The organism is Lactiplantibacillus sp. 30.2.29, assembly GCF_018991255.1.
GTDB lineage: Bacteria > Bacillota > Bacilli > Lactobacillales > Lactobacillaceae > Lactiplantibacillus > Lactiplantibacillus pentosus.
This window is the reverse complement of sequence record NZ_JAGYGU010000021.1, coordinates 38,114-61,556: the sequence shown is the minus strand read 5'-3', so window position 1 is coordinate 61,556 and position 23,443 is coordinate 38,114. Positions and strand designations below refer to the sequence as shown.

Annotated in this window: 20 protein-coding genes; 17 read left to right on the top strand and 3 right to left on the bottom strand. The window is 46.3% G+C overall.

From position 1 onward, the window contains the following. Positions 1 to 3 precede the first annotated feature (3 nt). The 3 genes from KGF65_RS11925 (at position 4) to KGF65_RS11915 (ending at position 5,924) form a co-directional block, all read left to right on the top strand. The gene (locus KGF65_RS11925) at positions 4 to 1,839 is read left to right on the top strand and encodes a collagen binding domain-containing protein (RefSeq protein WP_105924164.1); all 1,836 of its coding nucleotides are present in this window, start codon (positions 4 to 6) and stop codon (positions 1,837 to 1,839) included. A gap of 324 nt (positions 1,840 to 2,163) precedes the next feature. Continuing rightward, a complete protein-coding gene (locus tag KGF65_RS11920; RefSeq protein WP_216748550.1) occupies positions 2,164 to 3,576 on the top strand; it encodes a subtype B tannase in 1,413 nt (470 codons plus the stop codon). Positions 3,577 to 4,829: 1,253 nt separating this feature from the next. After that, positions 4,830 to 5,924, top strand: a complete 1,095-nt coding sequence (locus KGF65_RS11915) for a PTS transporter subunit IIC (RefSeq protein WP_056952779.1) — start codon at positions 4,830 to 4,832, stop codon at positions 5,922 to 5,924. A 66-nt stretch (positions 5,925 to 5,990) separates the two neighbouring features. Here KGF65_RS11915 and KGF65_RS11910 read toward each other — a convergent pair whose 3' ends face one another. Then, complete coding sequence (locus KGF65_RS11910) at positions 5,991 to 7,001, bottom strand: LacI family DNA-binding transcriptional regulator (RefSeq protein WP_101872930.1); 1,011 nt, start codon at positions 6,999 to 7,001, stop codon at positions 5,991 to 5,993. 128 nt (positions 7,002 to 7,129) lie between these two features. Between KGF65_RS11910 and KGF65_RS11905 the strand changes: the two genes are divergently transcribed. The 10 genes from KGF65_RS11905 (at position 7,130) to KGF65_RS11860 (ending at position 18,905) form a co-directional block, all read left to right on the top strand. After that, on the top strand, positions 7,130 to 8,557 hold the full coding sequence (locus KGF65_RS11905) for an L-fucose/L-arabinose isomerase family protein (protein ID WP_101872931.1): 1,428 nt from the start codon (positions 7,130 to 7,132) through the stop codon (positions 8,555 to 8,557). Between the two features lie 14 nt (positions 8,558 to 8,571). Next, positions 8,572 to 9,402 carry a transketolase gene (locus KGF65_RS11900; protein WP_101872932.1) on the top strand — a complete coding sequence of 277 codons (831 nt, stop codon included), beginning with the start codon at positions 8,572 to 8,574 and terminating at the stop codon, positions 9,400 to 9,402. Next, a complete protein-coding gene (locus KGF65_RS11895; RefSeq protein WP_105924161.1) occupies positions 9,395 to 10,339 on the top strand; it encodes a transketolase family protein in 945 nt (314 codons plus the stop codon). Before KGF65_RS11900 ends, KGF65_RS11895 begins: the two co-directional genes overlap by 8 nt. Before the next feature lie 90 nt (positions 10,340 to 10,429). Beyond that, entirely contained in the window at positions 10,430 to 11,929 is a 1,500-nt protein-coding gene (gene glpK, locus KGF65_RS11890; protein ID WP_105924160.1) for a glycerol kinase, read from the top strand. Next, positions 11,926 to 13,188, top strand: a complete 1,263-nt coding sequence (locus KGF65_RS11885) for a PTS galactitol transporter subunit IIC (protein WP_216748549.1) — start codon at positions 11,926 to 11,928, stop codon at positions 13,186 to 13,188. The genes glpK and KGF65_RS11885 overlap by 4 nt, the downstream gene beginning before the upstream one ends. Positions 13,189 to 13,240: 52 nt before the next feature. Then, positions 13,241 to 13,894: a DUF4867 family protein gene (locus KGF65_RS11880; RefSeq protein ID WP_105924159.1), complete on the top strand. Its 654-nt coding sequence runs from the start codon at positions 13,241 to 13,243 to the stop codon at positions 13,892 to 13,894. A gap of 288 nt (positions 13,895 to 14,182) precedes the next feature. Next, positions 14,183 to 14,941, top strand: coding sequence for an alpha/beta hydrolase (locus KGF65_RS11875; RefSeq protein WP_216748548.1), 759 nt, complete (start codon positions 14,183 to 14,185; stop codon positions 14,939 to 14,941). Between the two features lie 192 nt (positions 14,942 to 15,133). After that, the gene (locus tag KGF65_RS11870) at positions 15,134 to 15,394 is read left to right on the top strand and encodes a bacteriocin immunity protein (RefSeq protein WP_225083501.1); all 261 of its coding nucleotides are present in this window, start codon (positions 15,134 to 15,136) and stop codon (positions 15,392 to 15,394) included. A gap of 517 nt (positions 15,395 to 15,911) precedes the next feature. Next, positions 15,912 to 17,384, top strand: a complete 1,473-nt coding sequence (locus KGF65_RS11865; RefSeq protein WP_050340183.1) for a UbiD family decarboxylase — start codon at positions 15,912 to 15,914, stop codon at positions 17,382 to 17,384. A gap of 141 nt (positions 17,385 to 17,525) precedes the next feature. Beyond that, the gene (locus tag KGF65_RS11860) at positions 17,526 to 18,905 is read left to right on the top strand and encodes an SLC13 family permease (RefSeq protein ID WP_050340184.1); all 1,380 of its coding nucleotides are present in this window, start codon (positions 17,526 to 17,528) and stop codon (positions 18,903 to 18,905) included. 98 nt (positions 18,906 to 19,003) lie between these two features. On the opposite strand, the gene KGF65_RS17085 is transcribed toward KGF65_RS11860, so the two are convergent. Beyond that, complete coding sequence (locus KGF65_RS17085) at positions 19,004 to 19,165, bottom strand: hypothetical protein (protein WP_253954435.1); 162 nt, start codon at positions 19,163 to 19,165, stop codon at positions 19,004 to 19,006. Further along, complete coding sequence (locus KGF65_RS11855; RefSeq protein ID WP_253954436.1) at positions 19,158 to 19,913, bottom strand: LysR family transcriptional regulator; 756 nt, start codon at positions 19,911 to 19,913, stop codon at positions 19,158 to 19,160. Before KGF65_RS11855 ends, KGF65_RS17085 begins: the two co-directional genes overlap by 8 nt. Positions 19,914 to 20,358: 445 nt before the next feature. Between KGF65_RS11855 and KGF65_RS11850 the strand changes: the two genes are divergently transcribed. The 4 genes from KGF65_RS11850 to KGF65_RS11835 all read left to right on the top strand — a co-directional run bounded on the left by KGF65_RS11850 (position 20,359) and on the right by KGF65_RS11835 (position 23,328). Then, entirely contained in the window at positions 20,359 to 21,408 is a 1,050-nt protein-coding gene (locus KGF65_RS11850; protein ID WP_216748547.1) for a cell surface protein, read from the top strand. Continuing rightward, positions 21,405 to 21,689 carry an LPXTG cell wall anchor domain-containing protein gene (locus KGF65_RS17440; protein ID WP_216748546.1) on the top strand — a complete coding sequence of 95 codons (285 nt, stop codon included), beginning with the start codon at positions 21,405 to 21,407 and terminating at the stop codon, positions 21,687 to 21,689. The genes KGF65_RS11850 and KGF65_RS17440 overlap by 4 nt, the downstream gene beginning before the upstream one ends. 287 nt (positions 21,690 to 21,976) lie before the next feature. Next, on the top strand, positions 21,977 to 22,171 hold the full coding sequence (locus tag KGF65_RS11840; RefSeq protein WP_216788201.1) for a hypothetical protein: 195 nt from the start codon (positions 21,977 to 21,979) through the stop codon (positions 22,169 to 22,171). Between the two features lie 152 nt (positions 22,172 to 22,323). After that, positions 22,324 to 23,328 carry a tRNA-dihydrouridine synthase gene (locus KGF65_RS11835; RefSeq protein WP_105924157.1) on the top strand — a complete coding sequence of 335 codons (1,005 nt, stop codon included), beginning with the start codon at positions 22,324 to 22,326 and terminating at the stop codon, positions 23,326 to 23,328. Positions 23,329 to 23,443 lie beyond the last annotated feature (115 nt).

Sequence of the window (23,443 nt, the reverse complement as noted above, 5' to 3'; positions counted from 1 at the left end):
GTTATGAAGTTGAGTAAACGGGGACTGTACTGGCTACTGGGTCTAGTAAGTTTTGTAATCTTACTATGCTTTAGCCACACGACTGTTGCGCAAGCCGCGACGAATTATCTTGCGAAAGATTACACAACTGCGGCATCGGTCATTAATGGCCCAGATTTCAAACATGCGGATACGATTCAGATTCGCTATCAAATGAGTTTTGGGGATACCGCCTTTAAAGCGGGCGACACCATCACGATTGATATGCCAGTCAACCTGGAACCCAAGACCGTTGGCGCCACGTTTGATGTCACGGATGCTGAAACCGGCGAAGTGATTGGAACCGGGGTCGTGGGTGCAGATGGCAAGACCGTCTTGACCATGAATGCTGCGATTGAAGGCAAGACGAACGTCAAAATCGACGTCAATCTGGGGATGAAATATCGCTATGATGACTTGGGTGAACAAGACGTCGTGTTTGAAACCCAAAATGGCCCAGAGACCTCAGTGATTAATATGGTCGCTAACGAGGCCAATATGTCGAAAAAAGGTACGATGGACAAGGAAAATGGCTTAATCAAATGGACGTTGTTGGTCGACCGTCGTGAAATCACCATGAAAAACTTATCGATTGCGGATACAATCGGTGATCATCAACAGCTGATTGAAGGCGTCGAAGTTTATAATGGCGAATGGTCGAGTGCCAATAGTTACAAACGACGCGATAAAGTTAGCGAAGATGCTTATCAAGTCAACTATCACGAAAACGGTTTTGATTTGAAGTTCAATGACACCGTCAGCAACCTGGTCGTGATTGATTACTATACTAAAATCACGGATACGTCACTGATTGATGAAAATTATCATTTTAAGAATAAAGCCATCATGGAATGGGGTGGCGGCACGTCCGGCACTAAGAATAGTGAAGAAGCGAATGGTAAAGTCTACGACAAGACCGTCAACGATGGTAGCGGGACTGGTGATGCCAGCTCGAGTTCGAACAATTCGTCGAGTGCGGATAGTTCTAGTTCAGTAGATTCTAGTTCTGATTCTTCATCGAGTGTCGATAGCTCTAGCTCAGTAGATTCCAGCTCAGACAGTTCATCGAGTGTCGACAGCTCTAGTTCAGTAGACTCCAGCTCAGACAGTTCATCGAGTGTTGACAGCTCTAGTTCAGTGGACTCCAGTTCAGACAGTTCGTCGAGTGTCGACAGCTCTAGTTCAGTGGACTCCAGTTCAGACAGTTCGTCGAGTGTTGATAGTTCTAGTTCAGTAGATTCCAGTTCAGACAGTTCGTCGAGTGTTGATAGTTCTAGTTCGGTGGATTCCAGTTCGAGCGCTTCATCGAGTTCTAGCAGCTCATCGGCTACTTCTAGTAGCAATGTCAACTCCGGTTCGGAAAGCTCTGACAGTACGTCTCAGCCCGATAACAATGGCAATCAAACCGGGGACATTGAAGACCCAACGGATAATACCGATGTCTACCCGGACATTGACGAAGATACTGGGACCGTTGATGTTGACGCCGGTTTTGATTTGAACTATGACGCTAATCAATCGAGCGGGACGAATTCGTCTGACAAGTTAACGGATTCGACTTCGAGTGTGTTTACCAGCTCACCTGCGAACACGACGACTGAAAACCAGAATCAGACTTCCGCACCAGTAACTAAGAAGTCCAGCGCGGCTTCAACGGTGTCGCAGGGTGATGCGTTGACGCCATCGACACCATCACAACCCGCTAAGTTACCACAAACGAACGAAGCAAAAACGGATAGTCAAGCCTTGCGTTCAGTGGGGATTTTACTAGGCGTCTTGACGCTTGGCGGCGGTGCGTTGATTCGGCACTGGTTTGCTTAATATTAAGTTGAAAATAAATACGATATAAATCAGCTCATTAGGGCGTTAAAACGATTTTCCTAACCAGGAGAATCGTTTTTTTGGCAGCATTTTCGGGTTCAATGTGGTCATGGATCCGTGGGTAGTCCTAGCTTTTAACCGCCGGTGCCTGCCTAGCTAGGGTGCACAGCAATCTGGACAAGTGCAATCTACGACTTACTGATGTCTTGACATAATGTGAACGGCACCGTTATTCTTAATCCGCATAATAGATTGCTAAAAATGAATTGATTTTACTTGGAGTGTTGTTTTACAGTGACCATAAATAGAAACGGAGGTACAGGAATGACGGAGACTTTGATTTTTGATTCTGATTGGTTGACGCCTGAACAAATTCAGCTGGACGGCAAAACAATTAACTATCTTGCGGCTCATGATATTCAGTATGTACAACACCCAGTTGCGGCAATTCAGCGACTCAACGTGTTTGTGCCAGCGGCTTATGAGAACGGCGGGACGGTTAATGGCTATACGCGCGATACGGCACCGATTTTCATGCCGAATACAGTTGGTGGGTATTTTCCGGGTCCAGCCGATGATCCGACTAGGACGCAGTGGCCGAATAATGCAGCCACTATCAAACAAGCCTTGAAACGGGGCTATGTTGTCATTGCAGCCGGACTGCGCGGCCATACAACCGTCAATGAATCGGGCCAACGAGTTGGTCAAGCACCCGCGTTTATCGTTGATATGAAGGCCGCTGTTCGGTATGTCAAGTATAATCAGGCACGATTACCTGGTAACGTGGAACGAATCATTACCAACGGGACGAGTGCCGGTGGGGCAACCTCAGCATTGATGGGTGCTAGTGGTAATGCAAAGTTTTTTGAAGGCGCTTTAACAACTTTAGGTGCCGCCCCAGCTACTGACGATATTTTTGCGGTCTCGGCCTATTGTCCAATCCACAATTTGGAACACGCCGATATGGCTTATGAATGGCAATTTGATGGCATCAATGACTGGAATCGCAGCCAACCGGTCGCCGGTTCAATGAAAAATGGTCGGCCAAAATTCGAACCAATCACTGGGACTTTGTCAGCAAATGACCAATCGTTATCAGCGGACCTCAAGCGTCAATTCTGTGATTATCTCAATGGGTTGCAGTTACACGATGTGAATGGTCAGGCGCTGACAGTGTCGTCTGATGGGACTGGGACTTTTCAGAATTATCTCGTCCAATTATTGACGGATTCAGCTCAAGCAGCGCTCGACAAAGACGTGGATATTCATAAATACGCTGGTTTTACCGTGACTAACGGCAAAGTGACTGGATTAGATCTGAAGGCCTATTTGACTTCGCTGACGCGGATGAAGGCTGTGCCCGCATTTGACCAGCTTGACTTAGGAAGCCTTGAAAACCGACTATTTGGTGATGCCACGGTGATGAACCGGCATTTCACGTCATTCTCACAGGAACACACGACGGCGACGGCACAGTTAGCTGAGCCCGAGCTTGTTGAAGCCATCAATCCATTGACCTACCTCACCGGCAAGCAGTCAGCCAAGATGGCTCAGCACTGGCGGATTCGGCATGGCGCCGCTGACCGCGATACCAGCTTTGCAATTCCAATCATTCTGGCGACAGTGTTGCAGAACCAAGAACGAGACGTGGACTTCGCCCTACCATGGGATATTCCACATAGTGGCGATTATGATTTGGGTGAACTGTTTGCCTGGATTGATGGACTGTGTCAGTAGTATCAATCATAAACTCACAAGTAAACATCATTACTAGCGTCTGATTTTCATAGACACTAGTTTGAATCGAAAGACTCGCAATGACAAAATTGCGAGTCTTTGTTGTGACTTGTCATAAATCATGATTAAAGCGTGTCATTTTGGATTGCTGTTCGTCAGCCGGTGAGCGCCTTAGTCCGACTTCCAGGGCTGGCTGACAACGCTGGAACAGGGCGGACATCGATTTGAACTCACGCAGAAAACCACTGCGCAATTTCAAATACGAGTCTTCTTCTAGCCCGGGAAATTCACCCGGACAAGAAGAATTTCGCCCTTGAGCATTGTCAGCCAGCCCCTACAGTCGGGAAGCCGCTCGAATGGCAGATGAACGGCCACCTATCTAGGTACAATTGACCACTGATTATTAGGTGACTGGTCATTCGAGCAAACTTTTAATTAGAAACGGTAATATTTTATGGCATTTGAGTACTGAGAAGATCGGTTGAATATTGCTCACTAGCTTCAATGGCAATTAGTTTTGAAATGAGTTGATGAAATTGCGTCGTTTAGAATTCGAGACTTTCTCATCTCAAACGAGTAGAGAAAATTCTGACAGGTTTCGTGAGGCTGCTGATTCAAAAAGTTAAATCATGGCTAAGAAAGTTTAGCAAACGTTAGAAACCAGCCTGTCAGTTGAACATCAAAATTTTCGTGTACCAAGGAACCAACGACTAATCCAACAAAAAGTTGGGCCCGCCCATGTCTGCCTTTCGAATACCATCCCGTCTGGAAGGTGTTTCTGACAATGCTCAGCGATGAAATTCCACTTAGCAAGCGTTGTGTGCTTGGTTAGTGGAAGACCAGTATTTAAGACGTGGGCTTTCGGCTTAAATCTGTGTCCATCGCGTTCCAGCGTTGTCAGAAATACCTGGAAGGCGGCGTAGGAAGCATCCACAACAGCATGTTTACGGTAACTCGCACTTTTTCCAGCGGGTCTCAGCTGGCTGTTTTTGATTTTAAGGATTGGCGCGTTTTAATCATCTTTAATGCTAAAGAATAACTAGCACAACGCGTAAGGTTATGTTTTAGGGCGGCTGGCGCTGGCTGCAAAGCACTAAAGTCGCCGTTCAGACCCAATGGACGTTGACCTTAGTAAAGTGAGCGACTAAATCATGAAAATGGCGTTGACAATTTTCAGGCCGCGTGGTTAAATAGAACCATTCTCACTTTTCTCTAATCATAATCTTATTAATTAAAACGCAGGAGGATTACATATGGAAGCAACCACTAACGCGGATACCGCGACACATAAGATGAGTACCATGGATTACGTTTATAAAGTTTCAGCCGGTGTTTCTAATGCTATTTTAGTTTGTTTGGGAATTGGCCTCTTGTTACAGTCGTTGGCGAATTTTGTTCACTGGACGGCATTATATCAAGTGGGTGCAATTGCGCAAGTGTTATTAGGGCCAGCCTTTGGCGTTGCGATTGCGACGATGCTCAATAGTAATACCTTAGTCACGTTTAGTGCGATGATTTCGTCGACGATTGGTGCGAACGCCGTCTTCTTTTCACAATCAGCGACGAACGGGGTGACGGCAACGGGCCATACTTTGGCACAAGCGGCGCAAAGTTCGATTTTTACGACTGGTCAACCGATTTCGGCCGTTGCTGCCGGATTAGTAGCCGTCTTGGTCGGTAATTATTTAACTGGAAAGACGCCGCTAGATATGATGCTGGTCCCATTGGCCGCAACTTTTGTCGGCGCTGTGGTTGGTTTAGGCTTAGCAGCAGTGACGACGCCGGCCTTGGTGTGGTTGAGCAAGTTCATTGCAACGTCAATGAAGGTGAACCCATTGATTGGGTCGATGGCAGTTTCGTTAGCTTGGGCCTTATTCTTGATGACCCCGGCCTCATCAGCTGCGCTAGCCGTGGCGGTCATGTTGGATCCCGTTTCGTCAGGGGCGGCCTTGATTGGAACGACGGCACAATTCGTCGGCTTCACGATCATGTCATTTCGGCAAAATAATCTCGGTGCTAACATTGCGCAGGGAATCATCACGCCCAAGGTCCAATTTCCCAATTTGATCGTTAACCCGCGTTTAGCGATTCCACCAATGGTCGCGGCCGTAATTTCCGCACCGGTGGCGACGATCGTCTTTCATTTTTCTACCAGCTATAAGTTGGCTGGTTTAGGCTTAAACTCGTTGATTGCGCCGATTTCTTTGGCTTCCACCAACTTCAACAGTTTCATGGTCTATCTCCTAACTGGTGTGGTCATGCCAGCAGTCATTTCAATTGTGCTCTACCGGGTACTGGTCGCTGCTAAGTGGGTCGAATCACGGCAGCTCCAGTTGGAAGTGGTTTAGACAATTAGTATCGGACTAAAAAATAGCTCAACTAAACTTATCTTTAAGTTTAGTTGAGCTATTTTTTTACAGTGATTGTCTTTCAACGATTTGAGTGGCAATTAAAACTTTCAATGGCATCCGTTGGGGATGGAGAAATTGATCTAAAAGTTGCTGAAGTGCTTGATGGGCAATTTGCTCAATTGGGACATGCACCGTTGATAATTCCGGGGTAACGAGAGTGCCTTCGTAAATATCGTCAAATCCCATGATTGCGAGTTGATTAGGAATACTGAGCTTAGCCTGACGTGCAATCTTCAACAGGCGCAAGGCGATATAGTCGTCTTCGCAAAAAATCGCACGTGGTAACTGGTGGTGCATGAAGCGATCCATATTGAGGCCGTTCGGATTGGTTTCTGTGGGCGAAATGAAATAGAAGTTATCGTTACTGATCGAGACGCCGGCTTCTTTTAATGCGGCCCGAAAACCGCGTCTACGTTCAGCAAAGTTGGACATGATCTTATCTGACGCAAAGTAGCCGATTTCGCGATAGCCCTGACTTAAGATGTACTTTCCGGCCATTTTTGCACCTTGATAGTTATCCATCGTCACAAAATCAGCATCAATATCTTCGAAGTAGGTGTCGAGAAAAACCACGTGTTTGAGATGCTTCTTTAATAGTTCAGTATTTTCTTGATTGAGGTCAGTTCCGAGCACTAAGAAGCTGGTTGCGGTCGTTTTGAGTTCGCCAATGCGCTGGTCGAGTTCCTCTTGGTTGATCGTGATCGTTTTTAAACTGCCATTAAGGGCGCCGACCTCGGCGGATAGACACGAAATCAGCGAATTAAAGAAGGGCAGCGTCCGATAATTACTCTTGACCACGCCGCTCGTTGTCACGACTAGAAAGGTGACGGTGCCGAGGTTGCTGGTAATGTCCTGACGCTTTTTTCGCAGTGGCTGGTAACCGTGTTCTTTCGCAATTTTAATGATTTTCGTTCTGGTCTGGTCGCTGATGCCAGGTTTTTCGTTAAGTGCCAATGAAACGGATGCCTTTGAGACTCCCGCCATTTTTGCAATGTCACTGATTTTAATCGCCATCTGATTATCTCCCTTGTAACTAAAATTATACTTAACTAAAGCAAAACTAGCAAATTTGGTTGAGCTATTTTAGTGGTCATTTTAGAATTGAATTTGTAAGCGATAACAAATACATTGGAGGTTTCATTATGACACAATCAATTAAGCTTGGATTTGCACCCACACGGCGAAACATTTTTTCTGCAGATGCTGCGATCGAATACGCAAATTTAACGCGGGATAAATTAGATAAAATGGGTGTCAATTATGTTGACATCAAGGAAGTCAATGATGATGGACTGCTCTACGATGACGCTGGCATGGAAAAAATTGCCGCTAAGTTTAACGCCGAAAAAATTGATGGCCTGTTTCTCGCCAATGAAAACTTTGGGACTGAATATGAATGTGCCCGGTTAGCCAAAAAATTGGACGTTCCAGTCTTGCTGTGGGGACCGAAAGATGAAGCACCGGCAGCGGACGGCTCACGTCTGCGCGATACCCAGTGCGGATTATTCGCAATCGGTAAAGTGTTACGCCGATTCCAGATTCCTTTTACGTATTTAGTTAATGTGGACATCGATGATCCCGAATTCGAACGCGGTGTTAATGATTTTATTAAAGTATGCAATATCGTCAAGACGTTCAAAAATACGCGCATCTTGCAAGTTGGGCCACGGCCGTTTGATTTCTGGTCGACGATGGTCAACGAAGGGGAATTGCTAGAAAAATTCAATATTTCATTGTCCCCAATTCCAATGACTGAACTAGTTGAAGAAATTCATGACTTACAAGATAAGCATTCAGCTGAGATTGAGACCACGATTGCGACCTTAAAGCAAGTCGCCGATATCGATATTAGTGACAAAGACTTAAATATGGTGGCGGCGTTGAAGGTTGCATTATCACATAAGATGACGGAATACGGCTGCAATGCGGGTGCCATTCAATGTTGGACGGCATTACAAGACGAAATCGGTATTTTACCGTATGCCTCTGAATCCTTACTTCAAGATGAAGGCACACCAGTGACCTGTGAAACGGATATTCATGGTGTGATTTCTGAATTATTAGTGGAAGCGGCAACCATGGGTGATCAAAAGGCGATCTTCGCGGATGTCAACTGTCGCCACCCAGAAAATCCAAATGGTGAATTATTACAACATTTAGGTGTCTTCCCATTCTCAACGGCTAAGAACAAGCCATCATTGCCAAAATCACATTTTGTGTTTGATTATCCTGGCTCAGTGGCGCTTCAAGCCCAAGATGGTGAGTATACGTTATGCCGGTTTGACGGCGATAATGGCCAATACAATTTATTACTAGGTAATGCCAAGTCCTGCGAAGGCCCTTACGAACAAGGGACGTACTTATGGCTACAATTCGCTAACTTAAATCGTTTTGAAACCAAGTTGGTCTACGGCCCATACATTCACCATATGGCAGCGGTTCGCGCGGATGTTGTACCCGTCCTATATGAAGCTTGCAAGTACCTTGGCGTGACACCTGACTTCTACGATCCAATTGAAGATGATGTCAAGGCATACTTACGTGGTGATATTAAGTCGATCGTTAAGTAAAGGAGCAGATTAATTTGAGAATTGATGAACTTAAGCTGAAAGCGGCACAAATTCGACGCGCCACCTGGCAAATGATTTATCAAGCCAAGACTGGTCATACTGGTTCGGATTTATCATGTACGGACATTTTGGTCGCATTATATTATGCGGTCATGAACCAGACGCCGGAGACTTTTAATGATGATAATCGAGATCGGTATATTCAATCGAAAGGCCATGCGGTTGAAGTTTTATATAACGTGTTGGCAGACCGGGGCTATTTCCCGAAAAGCGATTTAGCGACCTATTCTCAATATGATTCGCCATATATTGGCCATCCGACCAACCATGTCAACGGTATTGAGTTGAATACGGGATCGTTGGGCCATGGACTCGGACTAAGTGTCGGTATTGCGAAGGCGGCTAAGTTAGATCATCAGGATTATCACGTCTATACCTTGATGGGTGACGGTGAACAAGCAGAGGGTTCTGTATGGGAAGCCGCAATGGCCGCGGGTAGTTTTAAACTGGACAATTTGACGGCGATTATTGATCACAATCGATTACAAATCAGTGGGCCGACTGCTGAAGTGATGAATAGTGAACCATTGGCGGATAAATATCGGGCTTTCGGCTTTGATGTTATTGAAATTGATGGCAATGATATGGCACAGTTGGTCGATGCATTGGCAACACCGAATACGCCACTGCGGCCCAAACTGATTTTAGCTGACACGATTAAGGGCCGCGGCATTAGTTTCGCTGAAAATCGGGCAGAATGGCATCATAAAGTTCCAACTGCTGCCCAATATCAACAAGGATTAGATGAACTGGATGCGGTAATTGGGAGGTTACAAAATGACTAAGAGTGCAAAAGTCGGTTCAGTAATTTGCGATGAATTAATTACTGCGGCTAATCAAGATCATAATATTTTAGCGCTGACTAGTGATTCCCGCGGTTCAGCGTCACTAACGCCATTTGCAACGCAATTACCTGATCAACTGGTTGAGATGGGTATCGCGGAACAGAATTCTGTGACGGTCGGCGCCGGTTTGGCCCATAGTGGCAAACGGCCATTTGTCTTCTCACCCGCGGCATTTTTAACCATGCGGAGCATTGAACAAGTCAAAGTTGATGTCACTTATTCGGATACCAATGTGAAGCTGATCGGTATTTCAGGTGGTAATTCGTATAGTGTGTTGGGAAATACCCATCACTCTTTACAAGACCTAGCGATTACCCGTGCATTGCCTAATTTGGAAGTGTACATGCCCGCAGACGAGTATCAAACTCGCGGGTTGATGCGGTATTTAGCCAAGTCGGATCACCCGGCTTATGTGCGGATTGGTAAGCAAGCACTGCCAGACATCTATGACAATCAGCAACAAGCCTTTCGTGGCCCTGGTCAGGCCAATATCGTGATGGATAATGGTAACGACGTGGCCTTAGTGGCAGCGGGCGAAACCGTTCAAATCGCGGTGCGGACTGCACGCAAATTAGCTGAACAAGGCGTCCAAGCCAAAGTGATCGACTTGGTGAGTGTTAAACCATTGGATCGCGCGTTACTCAATCAAGTCGCTGACCAAGTCAACTTGATTACCACGATTGAAGAACATTCTATCTATGGCGGCCTAGGTTCGGCAGTAGCTGAGGCGCTAGCTATTCGTGGCGATACCCGCGTGGATATTGCTGGTTTCCCAGATGAACCGGCAATTGCGGGGACCCAAGCTGAAGTGTTTGCACATTACGGCTTGGATGAACAAAGCCTGACTAAACGCATTATGGCGAACTTAAATCAATAAGTGAAATTTTTGAATTGAATTAATAGGGCAGCTTCTGGATTTCAGCAGGTAGCTGTCCTTATTTGTAAGATGAAAAGGTTGGTGAAAATAATGAGTAACTATGTGATTGGCATTGACCAAAGTACACAGGGGACTAAGGCGTTATTATTTGATGATTTGGGGAACATTGTTTATAAGCAGTCACGAAGTCATGCGCAATTGATTAATAAGGATGGCTGGGTCAGTCATGATCTGGACGAAATTTATCAAAACGTGATTCTACTCATGAATGACCTGGTTCAACATGCGGGTGTCCCATTGCAGGAAATCGTTGGCGTGGGGCTGTCTGTTCAACGGGAAACAGCCGCGGCTTGGGCAAAAGGCACCGGTAAATCGCTAACTAAAGCAATCGTCTGGCAAGATGATCGCGCTGTCGATATCGTAGAACAGCTGCAGCGAGCGGGCTTGGCCGAAGCGGTCAAAGCTAAGACGGGGCTGACCTTATCCCCTTATTTCACTGCGGCCAAGTTATCTTGGATGCTGTCAAATGTGCCGGCAGTCAAATCCGCCGCCCAACAGCATAACTTGTGCATGGGAACGATGGATAGTTGGTTGTTATACCGCTTGACCCATGGCAAACAGTTCAAGACGGAACCGTCAAATGCGTCGCGGACGCAGTTACTAGATATTCACAGTGTCCAGTGGGATCAGCAGTTGTGTGACGCATTTGGCGTCCCGATTGACGCATTGGCATCGATTGAACAGTCGAATGCGCTGTTTGGTGAGACGGATTTCGATGGCATTTTTCCGAAACCATTACCGATCCACTGCATGTTAGGTGATTCTCAGGCAGCCTTGTATGGGCAAGGCTGCGAATCCGTAGGGGACGTGAAAGCCACGATTGGTACGGGTTCATCGGTCATGATGAATATTGGCGATCAACCTGTGCAATCTTCCGATGTCGTGACCTCGATTGGCTGGAAAATAAATGGGCGGATGACCTACGTTGCAGAAGGCAATATTAATTATGCGGGTGCCGTCATTCGCTGGCTGGTACACGATTTGAAGCTGATCGATTCGGCTAATCAAGCTGAATCATTGGCACGCCAGGCAGTCCCAGAAGATCAAACTTGTTTAGTACCCGCATTTTCGGGACTTGGGGCACCGTATTGGGATTCAAGAGCGAAAGCGACGTTAACGGGGATGACGCGTACGACTGGGCGACCGGAAGTCGTTCGGGCAGCACTGAATTCTATCGCGTTTCAAATCAATGATATTCTGACAGCGATTGATGAGAAACTCGGCATCAAGACGCAAATTCTGAAAGTGGACGGCGGCGTTACGGCTAATGGCTATTTAATGCAATTTCAAAGTGATATGTCAGATGTGATCGTCGACGTCCCGGATATTGAAGAATTGAGTGCGTTTGGGGTTGCTTACTGCGCCGGGCGCGCGTTAACGGTTTATGGCAACTTAAAACTTAATACAGTCCTGCGCTATCATGAATATCATCGTTCGATGGATTCGACCAGAAGACAGGCTATATTAACTCAATGGCGACAAGCGATTGCGCAAGTTTGTCAGGTGCGGAATGTTGAGGCAACGGTATGAGTGTTTTGAAGTCAGTGATTTCACTGGGTGCACCCGTCTTAATGCCAATTATTTTCTTCGTCATCGGCCTACTATTTCGCGTTAAGATTGGCAAGGCTTTTGAAGCCGCGTTATTAGTCGGCGTCGGTTTTACCGGATTAAACATGGTGATCGACTTGCTGCTTGATAATTTAGGACCGGCAACCAGTGCAATGGTGAAACGATTTGGCGTTCACTTGACTGTATTGGATACCGGTTGGGCGAATGCGTCACAGATTGGTTGGAGCTCAGCGCTCATGCCTTTAGCTGTGTTTGTATTCCTACTATTAAATATCTTATTGTTCGTGGTCAAATTCACCAAGACGATGGACATTGATATTTTTAATTATTGGATTTTCTTAGTCGTTGGGACGGTCATGTATGTTGCTTCAGGTAGCTTTGTCATTGCTTTCGTGATTATGCTGCTACTATTCGTGCTGATGTTAAAAGTCGCGGATTGGACTGGGCCAACGATTCAGAAGCAGTTCAATATGGCGGGGCTCTCATTTCCACATCTCACCAACAGCCCTTGGATTCTCTTGGCGTTGCTGGTTAATTGGGTCGTTGACCGGATTCCAGGTCTAAATAAGGTCAAATTAAGTTCAGCCCAAATTAACAAACGGTTTGATGTTTTGGGAGAACCATTAGTTATTGGCTTTATTTTAGGCGTCTTGATTGGTGTACTAGCCGGATTTTCAGCCCCCAAAGTCATGGATTTGGCGGTTAAAGTCAGTTCCTCCATGTTGTTGTTGCCTAAAATGGTGGATATTTTGATGGAAGGCCTGAAGATTATTCGTGATGCGGTTGAAAAGATGCTGAAGGCCAAATATCCGGATAGGGAAATCTTCATTGGGATGGATGTTGCTCTGATGGCTGGTGATCCATCAGTCATGGCGACTGGACTGATTCTCATTCCGATTACGCTATTGTTGGCCGTTGTTCTACCCGGCAACCGTGTTTTACCGATGGTGGACTTGTCGTCAATTATTTTCATTTTGCCAATGATGGCCGCTTATCTCAAGAAGGATTTGTTGCGAATGGTTATTGCTGGAACGATTATGATGGCGTTGATTTTGTACATCGGGACCGACGTCGCTTCGTTTTACACCGCGGCAGCGCATATGACCGGAGCAACGGTACCCGCCGGAACGTCCGAAATTATTAGTATGAATTCGGCGGTGACGAATCCGTTGGGCTGGCTCGCAATTAAGTTATCACAATTATTAGGACATGTTTTTTGATAACTGGCGAACGATTAATGTTGCTGCAGTTAATTAGTTAGGAGAAATTGAAATGTTTGAGTTATTACAAAAGAAGAATCCCACCTATCATATTTATCGAGTCACTGATCCGGAATTCGACCAGTATGCTAAAGTTCTCACACTTTCGGATACAGATGCGGCGCTGGCAGCTTTGAAGGCGACCCCAATGCCGAAGCAAGATAACGAGTATGTTGCCTCGGATAAAACCCTTGAACAGTTAGCTTTAAGTACGACGATTCAAAACAAACTATTCGGTGGCTTACCAATTCAGGTTGGTTATTGCAATGGGCATACAAGTAAAATGAATTGTTTAGAATGGCATCAGACACCGGAACTCAACTGGTTCACCAATGACGTTGTACTATTTTTCGGTGATGTCCGAGAAATGAGCAACAATCAGTATCAGACCTCTGATACAAAAGCCTTCTTGATTCCTGCGAATACCATGATTTTGTTATATGGGACAACACTACACTATGCGCCATGTCAGGTGACTGCCCAGGGTTATCGGTGTTTGGTTGCGCTGATCAAAGGTGTTAATTCGATGCTAAATGATGATGCAAATCAGGCTCAATCAGCCTTGTTGGCCACTGATAAGTGGTTGATTGCCCATGCTGAAAGTCACGAGGCCAATGAAGGTGCCGTGGTTGGTCTGTTGGGAACCAATTATGAAGTGAAGATTTAGTCTGTCGAGGTGAGTGGCCAATAGCGACTAGGCCAATGTGTGCCGGTCGCTCAATTAGGTGTCTCGCGCACTTCGATTTATTCACAATATATTTCAAATTGATAGAACAAGATTTTGCTGAGCTGACTTCCAGCTTGCAAAATCTTTTTTTAGGAGAAAATCAACTATTTTGTAAACAACTGGGAAGTTAGCAGCTGAACGACACATTTAATCAGTGATTTGCTATGGTAAATAGTTGTGATTGACGCCCTAAATCAACTATAGTAAGGGTAACTTGGTTGAAACGAGATGATCCGAATGGACTTTAAAATTAAACGGGATGGGCTGGCGTTACAAGCTCGGCTAGAGAAACCGGCAGTTGCCAGCCAGACGCTGGTCATCTTGATGCACGGTTTTACGGCTGATATGGGCTATGACTCGAGTCGAATCGTGCCACAACTCGCGCAAAGTTTGTTGGCGGCTGGATTAGCGGTATTGCGTTTCGACTTCAATGGCCATGGTCGCAGTGACGGCCGTTTTCAAGATATGACCGTGCCCAATGAAGTCGCGGATGCTAAAGCTGTGTTGGATTACGTACAGACGTTGAACTATCAGCGCTTAGTCGTGATTGGCCATTCGCAGGGCGGAGTGGTAGCTAGCATGTTAGCCGGCTATTATCCAGACTTAATTGATCACCTCATCTTGATGGCGCCGGCAGCGACGTTAAAGACGGATGCCCAAAAAGGTGTACTACAAGGGACGACTTATGATCCGCGCCATATTCCGGCGGTGTTGCCGATTCGTGATGGCTTTAAGGTTGGCGGATTCTATCTCCGGACGGCACAAACGCTGCCGATCTACGAAGTCGCTCAGCAGTATACGGGACCAGTTGATTTGATTCATGGGACCAAGGATGCAGTCGTTTCACCAGAGGCTTCTGAAAAATATCACGCGGTTTATCAACAGAGTCAGCTTCATCGATTACCTGACGCCGACCACGGTTTCACGGGCGCCGCGCGGGAACCAGCCATCCGATTGGCAGTTGCCGCAGCACAATCTGACCAGTAGTCGTGATAAAACACGGTTAACATAGCCTTTTAAATCATGACTGATTGCGCGTTATTTTTGAACACTGAAGGTAATGACTAGTCTCAACAGTTGGTTATTAGCCCGAAGTTTAGGTTTAACCAAAATTACCTTAATTTTTGGCCCCAAGACGACTATACTGAAGGTGGTTAGTTTTCTGAAAGAAAGGTGTGCATGATGAAAAGCGAAGCACAAGGTATCATTCAAGATTTGTATCAGGAATTGGCACCAACCGCGGTCAACGAAGGGATTCGCGCGGAACTCTGCAAAGCACACCAGCAGTTGCAAGCGACACCTGAGTTAGATGAAAGTTTGCTCAAAAAGTTGACGAATTATATCACTTATACGATCTTCACCCAGCAACTGCGGCTGACACCAACACAGAATTTGTTAGTGAGCGAATTGTTGTCACTAAGCCATCGCTTGAGCGCCTAGGGATGGTTCATCGGGCGTTGAATTGCATGTGAAAGGGCACTAAGGACAATCGGCTGAAAGGGTGGTTCAATGACTCGTGGACGTGCAATGTTCAAAGCGTTAGTGACGGCTAGTTGGCTGATTGCCGCGGTACTAGCCGTCTACCAAGGCGGTCGTCAGTTGGGTCGGCGTTGGTTTAAATGAAACACTAATTGGTTTTAATATTTTCACAATGATAATGGTAAGCAAAGAGCCGCATAACGGTAATTCACACAGATGGATTGTCGTTATGCGGTTTTTGAGTATTGAAGCAATAATAGTCTTGCGGGACAATCAGCAGATCAGCGTGGCCGACACAGCTGGTGGCCCCAGCAAAGCCCAATCCAATCTCCATTTTACAAACTAAATCCCCACCCAACAAACTCCACCACTGACTGTATTATTCACGAATGGAATAATACAAGTGCTGAATCCGAATTGAACCCGCTTACGTCTGGCATTATGATGGTCTTGTAAATTTTAAAGGAGATGAATTGAAATGGCAGAACAACCATGGGATTTACGCCGGGTACTTGATGAGATCAAAGATGATCCCAAGAACTATCATGAAACCGACGTTGAAGTAGATCCAAATGCGGAACTTTCTGGTGTTTATCGGTATATTGGTGCTGGTGGGACCGTTGAACGGCCAACACAAGAAGGTCCAGCAATGATGTTCAACAACGTGAAGGGTTTTCCTGACACGCGTGTCTTGACTGGTTTAATGGCTAGCCGTCGTCGGGTTGGTAAGATGTTCCATCATGATTACCAAACGTTAGGTCAATATCTTAACGATGCAGTTTCAAATCCAGTTGCACCGGAAACGGTCGCTGAAAAGGATGCACCGGCTCACGAAGTCATTTACAAGTCAACTGATGAAGGCTTTGATATTCGGAAGTTAGTTGCAGCGCCAACTAATACGCCACAAGATGCTGGTCCATATATCACGGTCGGTGTTGTCTTCGGTTCAAGCATGGACAAGTCCAAGAGTGACGTTACGATTCACCGGATGGTTCTTGAAGACAAGGACAAGCTCGGAATCTACATCATGCCTGGTGGCCGTCATATCGGTGCCTTTGCCGAAGAATATGAAAAGGCCAATAAACCAATGCCAATCACGATCAACATTGGTTTGGATCCTGCCATTACCATTGGTGCCACCTTTGAACCACCTACCACCCCATTTGGTTACAACGAATTAGGGGTTGCTGGTGCCATTCGGAATCAAGCCGTTCAATTAGTCGATGGGGTTACCGTTGATGAAAAGGCGATTGCACGTTCTGAATACACGTTGGAAGGCTACATTATGCCTAACGAACGGATTCAAGAAGACATCAACACCCATACGGGTAAAGCGATGCCTGAATTCCCAGGTTATGATGGTGATGCTAACCCAGCCTTACAAGTCATCAAGGTGACGGCGGTAACGCATCGGGAAAATGCCATCATGCAAAGTGTTATCGGACCATCCGAAGAACATGTCAGCATGGCTGGTATTCCAACCGAAGCAAGTATCTTACAGTTAGTTAACCGCGCCATTCCTGGCAAAGTGACTAACGTTTACAATCCGCCGGCTGGTGGTGGTAAGTTGATGACCATCATGCAGATTCATAAGGATAATGAAGCGGATGAAGGGATTCAACGGCAAGCAGCCTTATTGGCGTTCTCAGCGTTCAAGGAATTGAAGACGGTCATTTTAGTTGATGAAGACGTTGATATTTTTGATATGAACGATGTGATTTGGACCATGAATACCCGTTTCCAAGCTGACCAAGACTTGATGGTCTTATCTGGCATGCGGAACCATCCATTGGATCCATCAGAACGGCCACAATACGATCCAAAATCGATTCGTTTCCGTGGGATGAGTTCGAAGTTGGTTATCGATGGCACTGTACCATTCGATATGAAAGACCAATTTGAACGGGCTCAATTCATGAAGGTCGATGACTGGGAAAAGTATTTGAAATAAACCTTAATACTTGCTACGACTAGTTATGCCGTCAATAACGAATCGCACAAGTTAACTTTAATAACGTGAGGAGCCGCCAGACCACGGAAGCGTCCTGGTCGGGTGGCTTTTTACTGTCAAAATGAAGGGAGCATTTAACTCGTGAACAAGAAAACGATTGGCTTTTTGAGTGGGATCGCTGTGTTTGCTATTATCTACTTCCTACCGATTGCCGGCTTATCTGCTAAGGGCCAAATGGACTTGGCACTTAGTCTGATGACCGTTGTGTGGTGGGCGACCCAGATTGCTCAACCAGCATATGTCGGTGGGATTTACCTGATGTTACTGATTATTATGAACGTTGCGACACCTAAGCAAGTCTTCTCGTCGGCGTGGACCGGTTCGATCATGTGGCTCGTGATTGGGGCTTACTTGATTGCCGGTGCCGTTAACGAATCTGGTTTGGGCCAACGAATCGCATACGCGTTTATTATTAAATTTGTGCGCAGTTGGAAGGGAATCGTGATTTCCATTTTCGCGTTGACCTTCATCTTAGCGCTCTTGATTCCACATCCATGGCCACGTGCATTCATGATTATGTCGGTCATTACGGTGGTTGCCGAAACGGCTAACATGCCAAAACGGGATTTAGCCAAACTAGGACTGGCCGTCTTTGCGGCTTCCTGTCCACTGTCTGGGGTCTTCTATACTGGTGATACGTCTTTGAACCCATTAGCTGTTCAAGCTTCTGGTCAAAGTGTCAACTTTGTGTCTTACTTCGTCTACATGGGTGTCCCAATGATCATTGCGGCCGTCTTGACGATGTTCTTGTTCCTATTCTTGTTCAAGCCTAGTCAAGAAGTTCACATTGATGTTGAAGCTTTGAAGCAACAACAATCTCAACTCGGCGCCATGACTGGTAAAGAAATCCGGACGATCGTTTGGTTGGTTATTGCGATTGCGCTATGGTTAACCAGTGGGATCACTGGCCTAGATGTTGGTTGGTTGACCTTGATTGTCGCCTTAATGATGAGTCTACCGGTTATTGGTGGTATTTTGACTGCTAAGTCATGGGAAGGTGTTCCCGTCAATGTGCTGGTCTTCTTGACCTCAGCCATTGCGATTGGGAATGTCGGTGGCGTTACCGGGATGAACAACTGGATTGCCAAAACGTTGATTCCAAGCAACTTGCCAACGAACATTTACTTGTTAGCAATCGTGATTACGGTCTTCGCCATGATTATCCACATGTTCATGGGTTCCGTTATCGCGGTTATGGGGATTACGATCCCTGCGTTTGTGGCAGCGACTGCTCACATGGGAATTTCACCATTGGCAGTTTCACTGTTGGTCTTCTCAGTTACCAACTTGCATTACATCTTACCGTTCCACAACTTAGCCGTCTTAGTTGGTAGCGACCCCGATACCGGTGGTGGCTATACGCAAAAAGACGTCATGCGGTTGGGGATTCCGTTGACTGCTGTGGTCTTCGTCGTCGCCATCGTTGAAATGTTCTGGTTCCACTTAGTTGGTTTGGCATAAGCCACGGTTTAGCACCAAAATTGAGAATTGAATTGATTAAAAAACGCTTTTCAGATTTGGCCCAATTGTGGTCAGCTGAAAAGCGTTTTTTATGTTGATTAATGTTTCATTGTTGGTTGTGGCTTGATACCATGGGCGGTTACCGTCAAGTAATCGATTAAATCAGTCAGTAGTTGATTACCTGAGCGTTGTGGATAGACGAAGTTCAGCTGACTGATCAGTGGGACGGCGAGTGAACGCATGACGACGTGTTCAGTCATGAATGGTAGCACTGAAGAGAAAGGTCACGTTGCTATCGTCCAGCATGCCTAGCAGTGTTTCAATATGCGTACTTTCAAAGAAGAAGTTTGGCGTCAACCCTTGGCGGCCAAACAGGTCATTGATGGGCTCATAAACGCCAGAGCCAGGTGGAAGCGTCGCAATTTTCTGTTTGGCGAGGTCTTGAAGGCGAATGACCGACCGATTAGCGAGGGGATGGTCCCGGGATAAAATGATTTTTAACTCGTCGGTCAGCAGTGGTTGCTTTTGAAAATCAGTCGGCTGCAGCTGGTGGGTCTGTGTGTCCCGAATGATGGCGGCTTGTAATTCGCCGGCCGATAGCCGTTTCACGACTTGGTCGCCTTCGTCTTCAATAATCTTGATTTCAACGTCGGCGTGCTGATTATCAAAAGCGGCAATCTTTTTAGCAATGTTATATTGGCCCGAGACCGGAATGGATCCAATCACCAGGTTTTTAGAAATTGTCGGTCGATTGGGGGCGAGGTCGTGCATCATGTTTTCGTAATCGCGGATGATTTTGTGGGCGTGATGATAAAAGGTCTCACCAGCGGGCGTAATTTGGAGGCGGCGCTTATTATGCGTGTCGATTAATTGGAGGTTAAGTTCGTTTTCCAAGGCGCGCATCCGTTTGGAGAGCTCTGATTGCGAGAGATGCAGTTCTACGGCGGCGTTCGAAATGTGGCGTAAATCGTACACCATCACAAATGCTTGCAGGTCATTAATGGTCATGTCAGTCACACTTTCCTTAAGTTAGCTTCTATTTTAACACCGATGTGGAGTGCGGCCTAATTATGTGACAGTTATAATCTGCGATAAATTTAGCAAGCAAGTTACGGTGATTGAAATATAAGTTAATTTTTTTCACGATAATGGGTTTCTGATGGCATGATAGCGGCTATTGACGTTTGTGGCTGTGAATTATTGAGACTAGTGTGCATAACCGTGGTGTGACAAGCTCGATCAAAAGCCGCTTTCATGAAAAAATATAAATATTTTCAATTGGCCCGACTGGTATTTGACAGTGGTTGCGGATTAATAAAACGCCGTGCTCTCGGGATTGCTTGTATTTAGATTTTCTTCAGGCACAATGAAAATAGACCTGTAAGGGGACACCTAAAATTGATTCAGATGATTCAGGTGTTGGTCAATACTTTTTTAAAGGATGGGTTTTCGTATGACAAAGGCACTAAAAGTTGCAATGGGAATGACGATGTTAACTGGAGGTTTGATGGCTCAAGGAGTCGCTGCCAGTGCGGCCATCACGACCAAACCAGTTGTTTATACTGCTAAAAGCACGCAGACACCGGATTCAATCGCTGCTCAAGTCGACCGCCATTCAGCGGTCCAAGCTGCACAAGCGCGGGTAGACGTAGCCGATCAAACATATACGAACGCTAAGCAAGCCTTGACCGCTGCCAAGAGCGCTGCTCAAGCAGCTCAAGATGAGCTTGTGGCTGCTGATGGCGTTTTGGCAAAGAATCAACAGATTCAAGATGCAATGGCCGCGTTGCATGACACCGCAGTTGCACGTCAGACGAAGGCCAAGCAAGCCGTTAACACTGCCACGGCTAACCAGGCAACGGCTCAAACGGCTGTTACAACTGCCCAGGCAACTGTGGATCAATTAACAGCGAACGTTAAAACCGCCCAAATGGCAGTTGACAAGGATAATAGTGCCGCCAACCAAGCTGCTTTGGACGCTGCGAAGGGTAAGTTAACGACGGCTCAGACTGCATTGACGGCGGCACAAGCCAAGTTAACTAAAGCGACAACTGCTTTAACGGCAGCTAAAGAAGAACGCGCTAACGCCGATATTGAAGTCAGCGGGACTGCGGTTGATTATCGCGTGGCTAAGAAGGAACATGATACGGTTAAACCTCGGGCCGCTGTCGAAAAAGCAGAAGCGACAGTTAAAGCGGCACGCAACCACGTCGATTCAGCCAAAGCGGAAGTGAGAGCTGCAGAAAAAGAGCGGACGGCGGCCCAAAGTGACTTAACGGCATTACTGAACGAGGCTAAACAGCCCGCCCTGATGATGGTAAAGGTGGACAAACACCGGCGAAGCCAACAACGGACCATGGTAATGACAAGGGTGGACAAGCACCAATCGACCAATCAACTGGGCATGGCAACAACTCGAATGGACAAACACCGGCCAACCCAACAGGTCACCATAATAACCACACAGATGGACCAGTTGGCGGCGCACCCCAACCAACTGTGACGCATTCAACGGATCAACCACAAGTTAAAGGAACGGCTAATCCACATGTAAAGTCGGCCTTAAGAACGACGACTAGTCCAGTTGTGACGAAGCCAGTCGCAACGCATCCGATTGCAACACACCCAACGAGTACAGCTAAGACCACAACTAGGACTGCAACTTTGCCACAAACTGATGAACGTACCAATCAAGTTGTAACGGTATTAGGGTTTGTATTGTTAACGGCGATGAGTTTATTTGGTTTTAAACGGCAAAGCAACAAACGTCACACGACTGATTAATGAAACGAGTGGGCACGGTCAAGTGTGACTGAGCGACAATTAGAATGATGTTAGCAAGCGCCAATATCATTCACTAGAATTAGAATTTAGCGAAGGGTTCTTTCGAAATTTTGATGCTTTCGAAAGGGCTTTTTCGTGCTTTCGAATGCCTATTTTTGATTAATAAAAAAACGCTAAGAACGCCGGTTTTTCGGCCGGAATTGCTTGCTTGAAGGCTGGTACTGGACTACTATGAACATGGTTTTAGAAAGCCACAAATATTTACCAAATGAGGAGTTGAGTTTGTGATGATGATGACTGGAATGATGGTTCTATTTGTATTGTTAGTTGGCTTAGTTTTAAGTGGGATTTTCTTCCGATACATGAATACAACGGCCGGTATCTCATTCAGCTCACTGAAGTTGGCTGATTTGCGGATGGAACTCTTGAACGTGGTACTTATCATCGGACTACTGGTGTGGGCACTATTTTTGATTCACTAGATAAGGTTTAGCTATTTTTTCAAAAGTCCGGCTGCGGCCGGGCTTTTATTTTGCCGTCAGAATGGCGAATGCGGCACCAAAATACTTGCACTTAGGGGCCGAACATCGCTATTATGAAGAGGTGATTATTTTTAGAAGGGAATGAAGTCACTATGACGCAATCGGCATATTGGCAACAGATTGCCACTAAGGCGCGCGCCGCTAACCGGCCGTTCTTCAGTCTTGCACCGATGGAGGCCGTGACGGGGTCCGTCTTTCGCCGAGTGGTGATGCGTGCGGCGGCACCAGATGTTTTTTATACCGAATTCACGAATGCGCTGAGCATCACTCACCCCAAAGCCAAATTTACGACACGTGGACGCTTATACGTGGACGAATCTGAAAATCCACGGCCAATCGTCCAGCTATGGGGGAATAATGGTGTTGATTTCTCAAAAGCAGCGGCTGAAGTTAAAAACCAGGGGTACCAAGCAATTGATTTAAACATGGGCTGTCCAGACATGGCGGTCATTAAGAACCATAGTGGTAGCGATTTGATTCGCCACTTTGACCGGGCCAAAGAAGTCATTGAAGGTGCCCGCCAGGCCGGTCTACCAGTCAGTGTCAAGACGCGACTAGGCTTTGAAGATGTCAGTGAATACGAGACCTGGATTCCATTTTTACTTAAACAACAAGTGCCCGTCCTGACCGTCCATGTGCGGACTAAGAAGGAAATGAGTAAGGTACCCGCGCATTATGAGCTGATTGACCAACTGGTTCAGATGCGTGACACTCTGGCACCAGAAACGCTCTTACAAATTAACGGCGATGTGCTCAATTATCAAGACGGCTTGAAGTTGGCCCAAGCACATCCGGGTGTTGATGGTATCATGATTGGCCGCGGAATTTTTCAAAATCCATACGCATTCGAAACAGTACCACAGGAGCACTCAACGCGTGAAATGCTTGAACTACTGCGGTATCAGGTGGATTTATACGACCAATTTATCGGCCTTGGGTTACAAGGACACTTCGCACCGCTCCAGCGCTTCTTTAAGATTTACGTGCGGGGAATGCGCCACGCAGCTGAACTGCGCAACGAATTAATGCAAACGAAGACGACCGATGACGTTCGCGCTATTATTGACCGTTTGGAAGCTGAATTACCGGCTGAATAGCCTAGATCTAGTGAATAATCGTTGGTGTGACATCAAAATCAACAGTTGGCTGTTTTCGACAGTCACCACTAAAAAACGTCTCAAAGAATGTTATTCTTTGAGGCGTTTTTTTGGT

What these genes read in the sequence shown, in the direction of transcription:
- KGF65_RS11925 (WP_105924164.1), top strand. Translation starts at nt 4, where the DNA reads ATGAAGTTGAGTAAACGGGGACTGTACTGGCTACTGGGTCTAGTAAGT.
- KGF65_RS11920 (WP_216748550.1), top strand. Translation starts at nt 2,164, where the DNA reads ATGACGGAGACTTTGATTTTTGATTCTGATTGGTTGACGCCTGAACAA.
- KGF65_RS11915 (WP_056952779.1), top strand. Translation starts at nt 4,830, where the DNA reads ATGGAAGCAACCACTAACGCGGATACCGCGACACATAAGATGAGTACC.
- KGF65_RS11910 (WP_101872930.1), bottom strand. Translation starts at nt 7,001, where the DNA reads ATGGCGATTAAAATCAGTGACATTGCAAAAATGGCGGGAGTCTCAAAG.
- KGF65_RS11905 (WP_101872931.1), top strand. Translation starts at nt 7,130, where the DNA reads ATGACACAATCAATTAAGCTTGGATTTGCACCCACACGGCGAAACATT.
- KGF65_RS11895 (WP_105924161.1), top strand. Translation starts at nt 9,395, where the DNA reads ATGACTAAGAGTGCAAAAGTCGGTTCAGTAATTTGCGATGAATTAATT.
- glpK (WP_105924160.1), top strand. Translation starts at nt 10,430, where the DNA reads ATGAGTAACTATGTGATTGGCATTGACCAAAGTACACAGGGGACTAAG.
- KGF65_RS11885 (WP_216748549.1), top strand. Translation starts at nt 11,926, where the DNA reads ATGAGTGTTTTGAAGTCAGTGATTTCACTGGGTGCACCCGTCTTAATG.
- KGF65_RS11880 (WP_105924159.1), top strand. Translation starts at nt 13,241, where the DNA reads ATGTTTGAGTTATTACAAAAGAAGAATCCCACCTATCATATTTATCGA.
- KGF65_RS11875 (WP_216748548.1), top strand. Translation starts at nt 14,183, where the DNA reads ATGATCCGAATGGACTTTAAAATTAAACGGGATGGGCTGGCGTTACAA.
- KGF65_RS11870 (WP_225083501.1), top strand. Translation starts at nt 15,134, where the DNA reads ATGATGAAAAGCGAAGCACAAGGTATCATTCAAGATTTGTATCAGGAA.
- KGF65_RS11865 (WP_050340183.1), top strand. Translation starts at nt 15,912, where the DNA reads ATGGCAGAACAACCATGGGATTTACGCCGGGTACTTGATGAGATCAAA.
- KGF65_RS17085 (WP_253954435.1), bottom strand. Translation starts at nt 19,165, where the DNA reads ATGACTGAACACGTCGTCATGCGTTCACTCGCCGTCCCACTGATCAGT.
- KGF65_RS11855 (WP_253954436.1), bottom strand. Translation starts at nt 19,913, where the DNA reads ATGACCATTAATGACCTGCAAGCATTTGTGATGGTGTACGATTTACGC.
- KGF65_RS11850 (WP_216748547.1), top strand. Translation starts at nt 20,359, where the DNA reads ATGACAAAGGCACTAAAAGTTGCAATGGGAATGACGATGTTAACTGGA.
- KGF65_RS11840 (WP_216788201.1), top strand. Translation starts at nt 21,977, where the DNA reads ATGATGATGACTGGAATGATGGTTCTATTTGTATTGTTAGTTGGCTTA.
- KGF65_RS11835 (WP_105924157.1), top strand. Translation starts at nt 22,324, where the DNA reads ATGACGCAATCGGCATATTGGCAACAGATTGCCACTAAGGCGCGCGCC.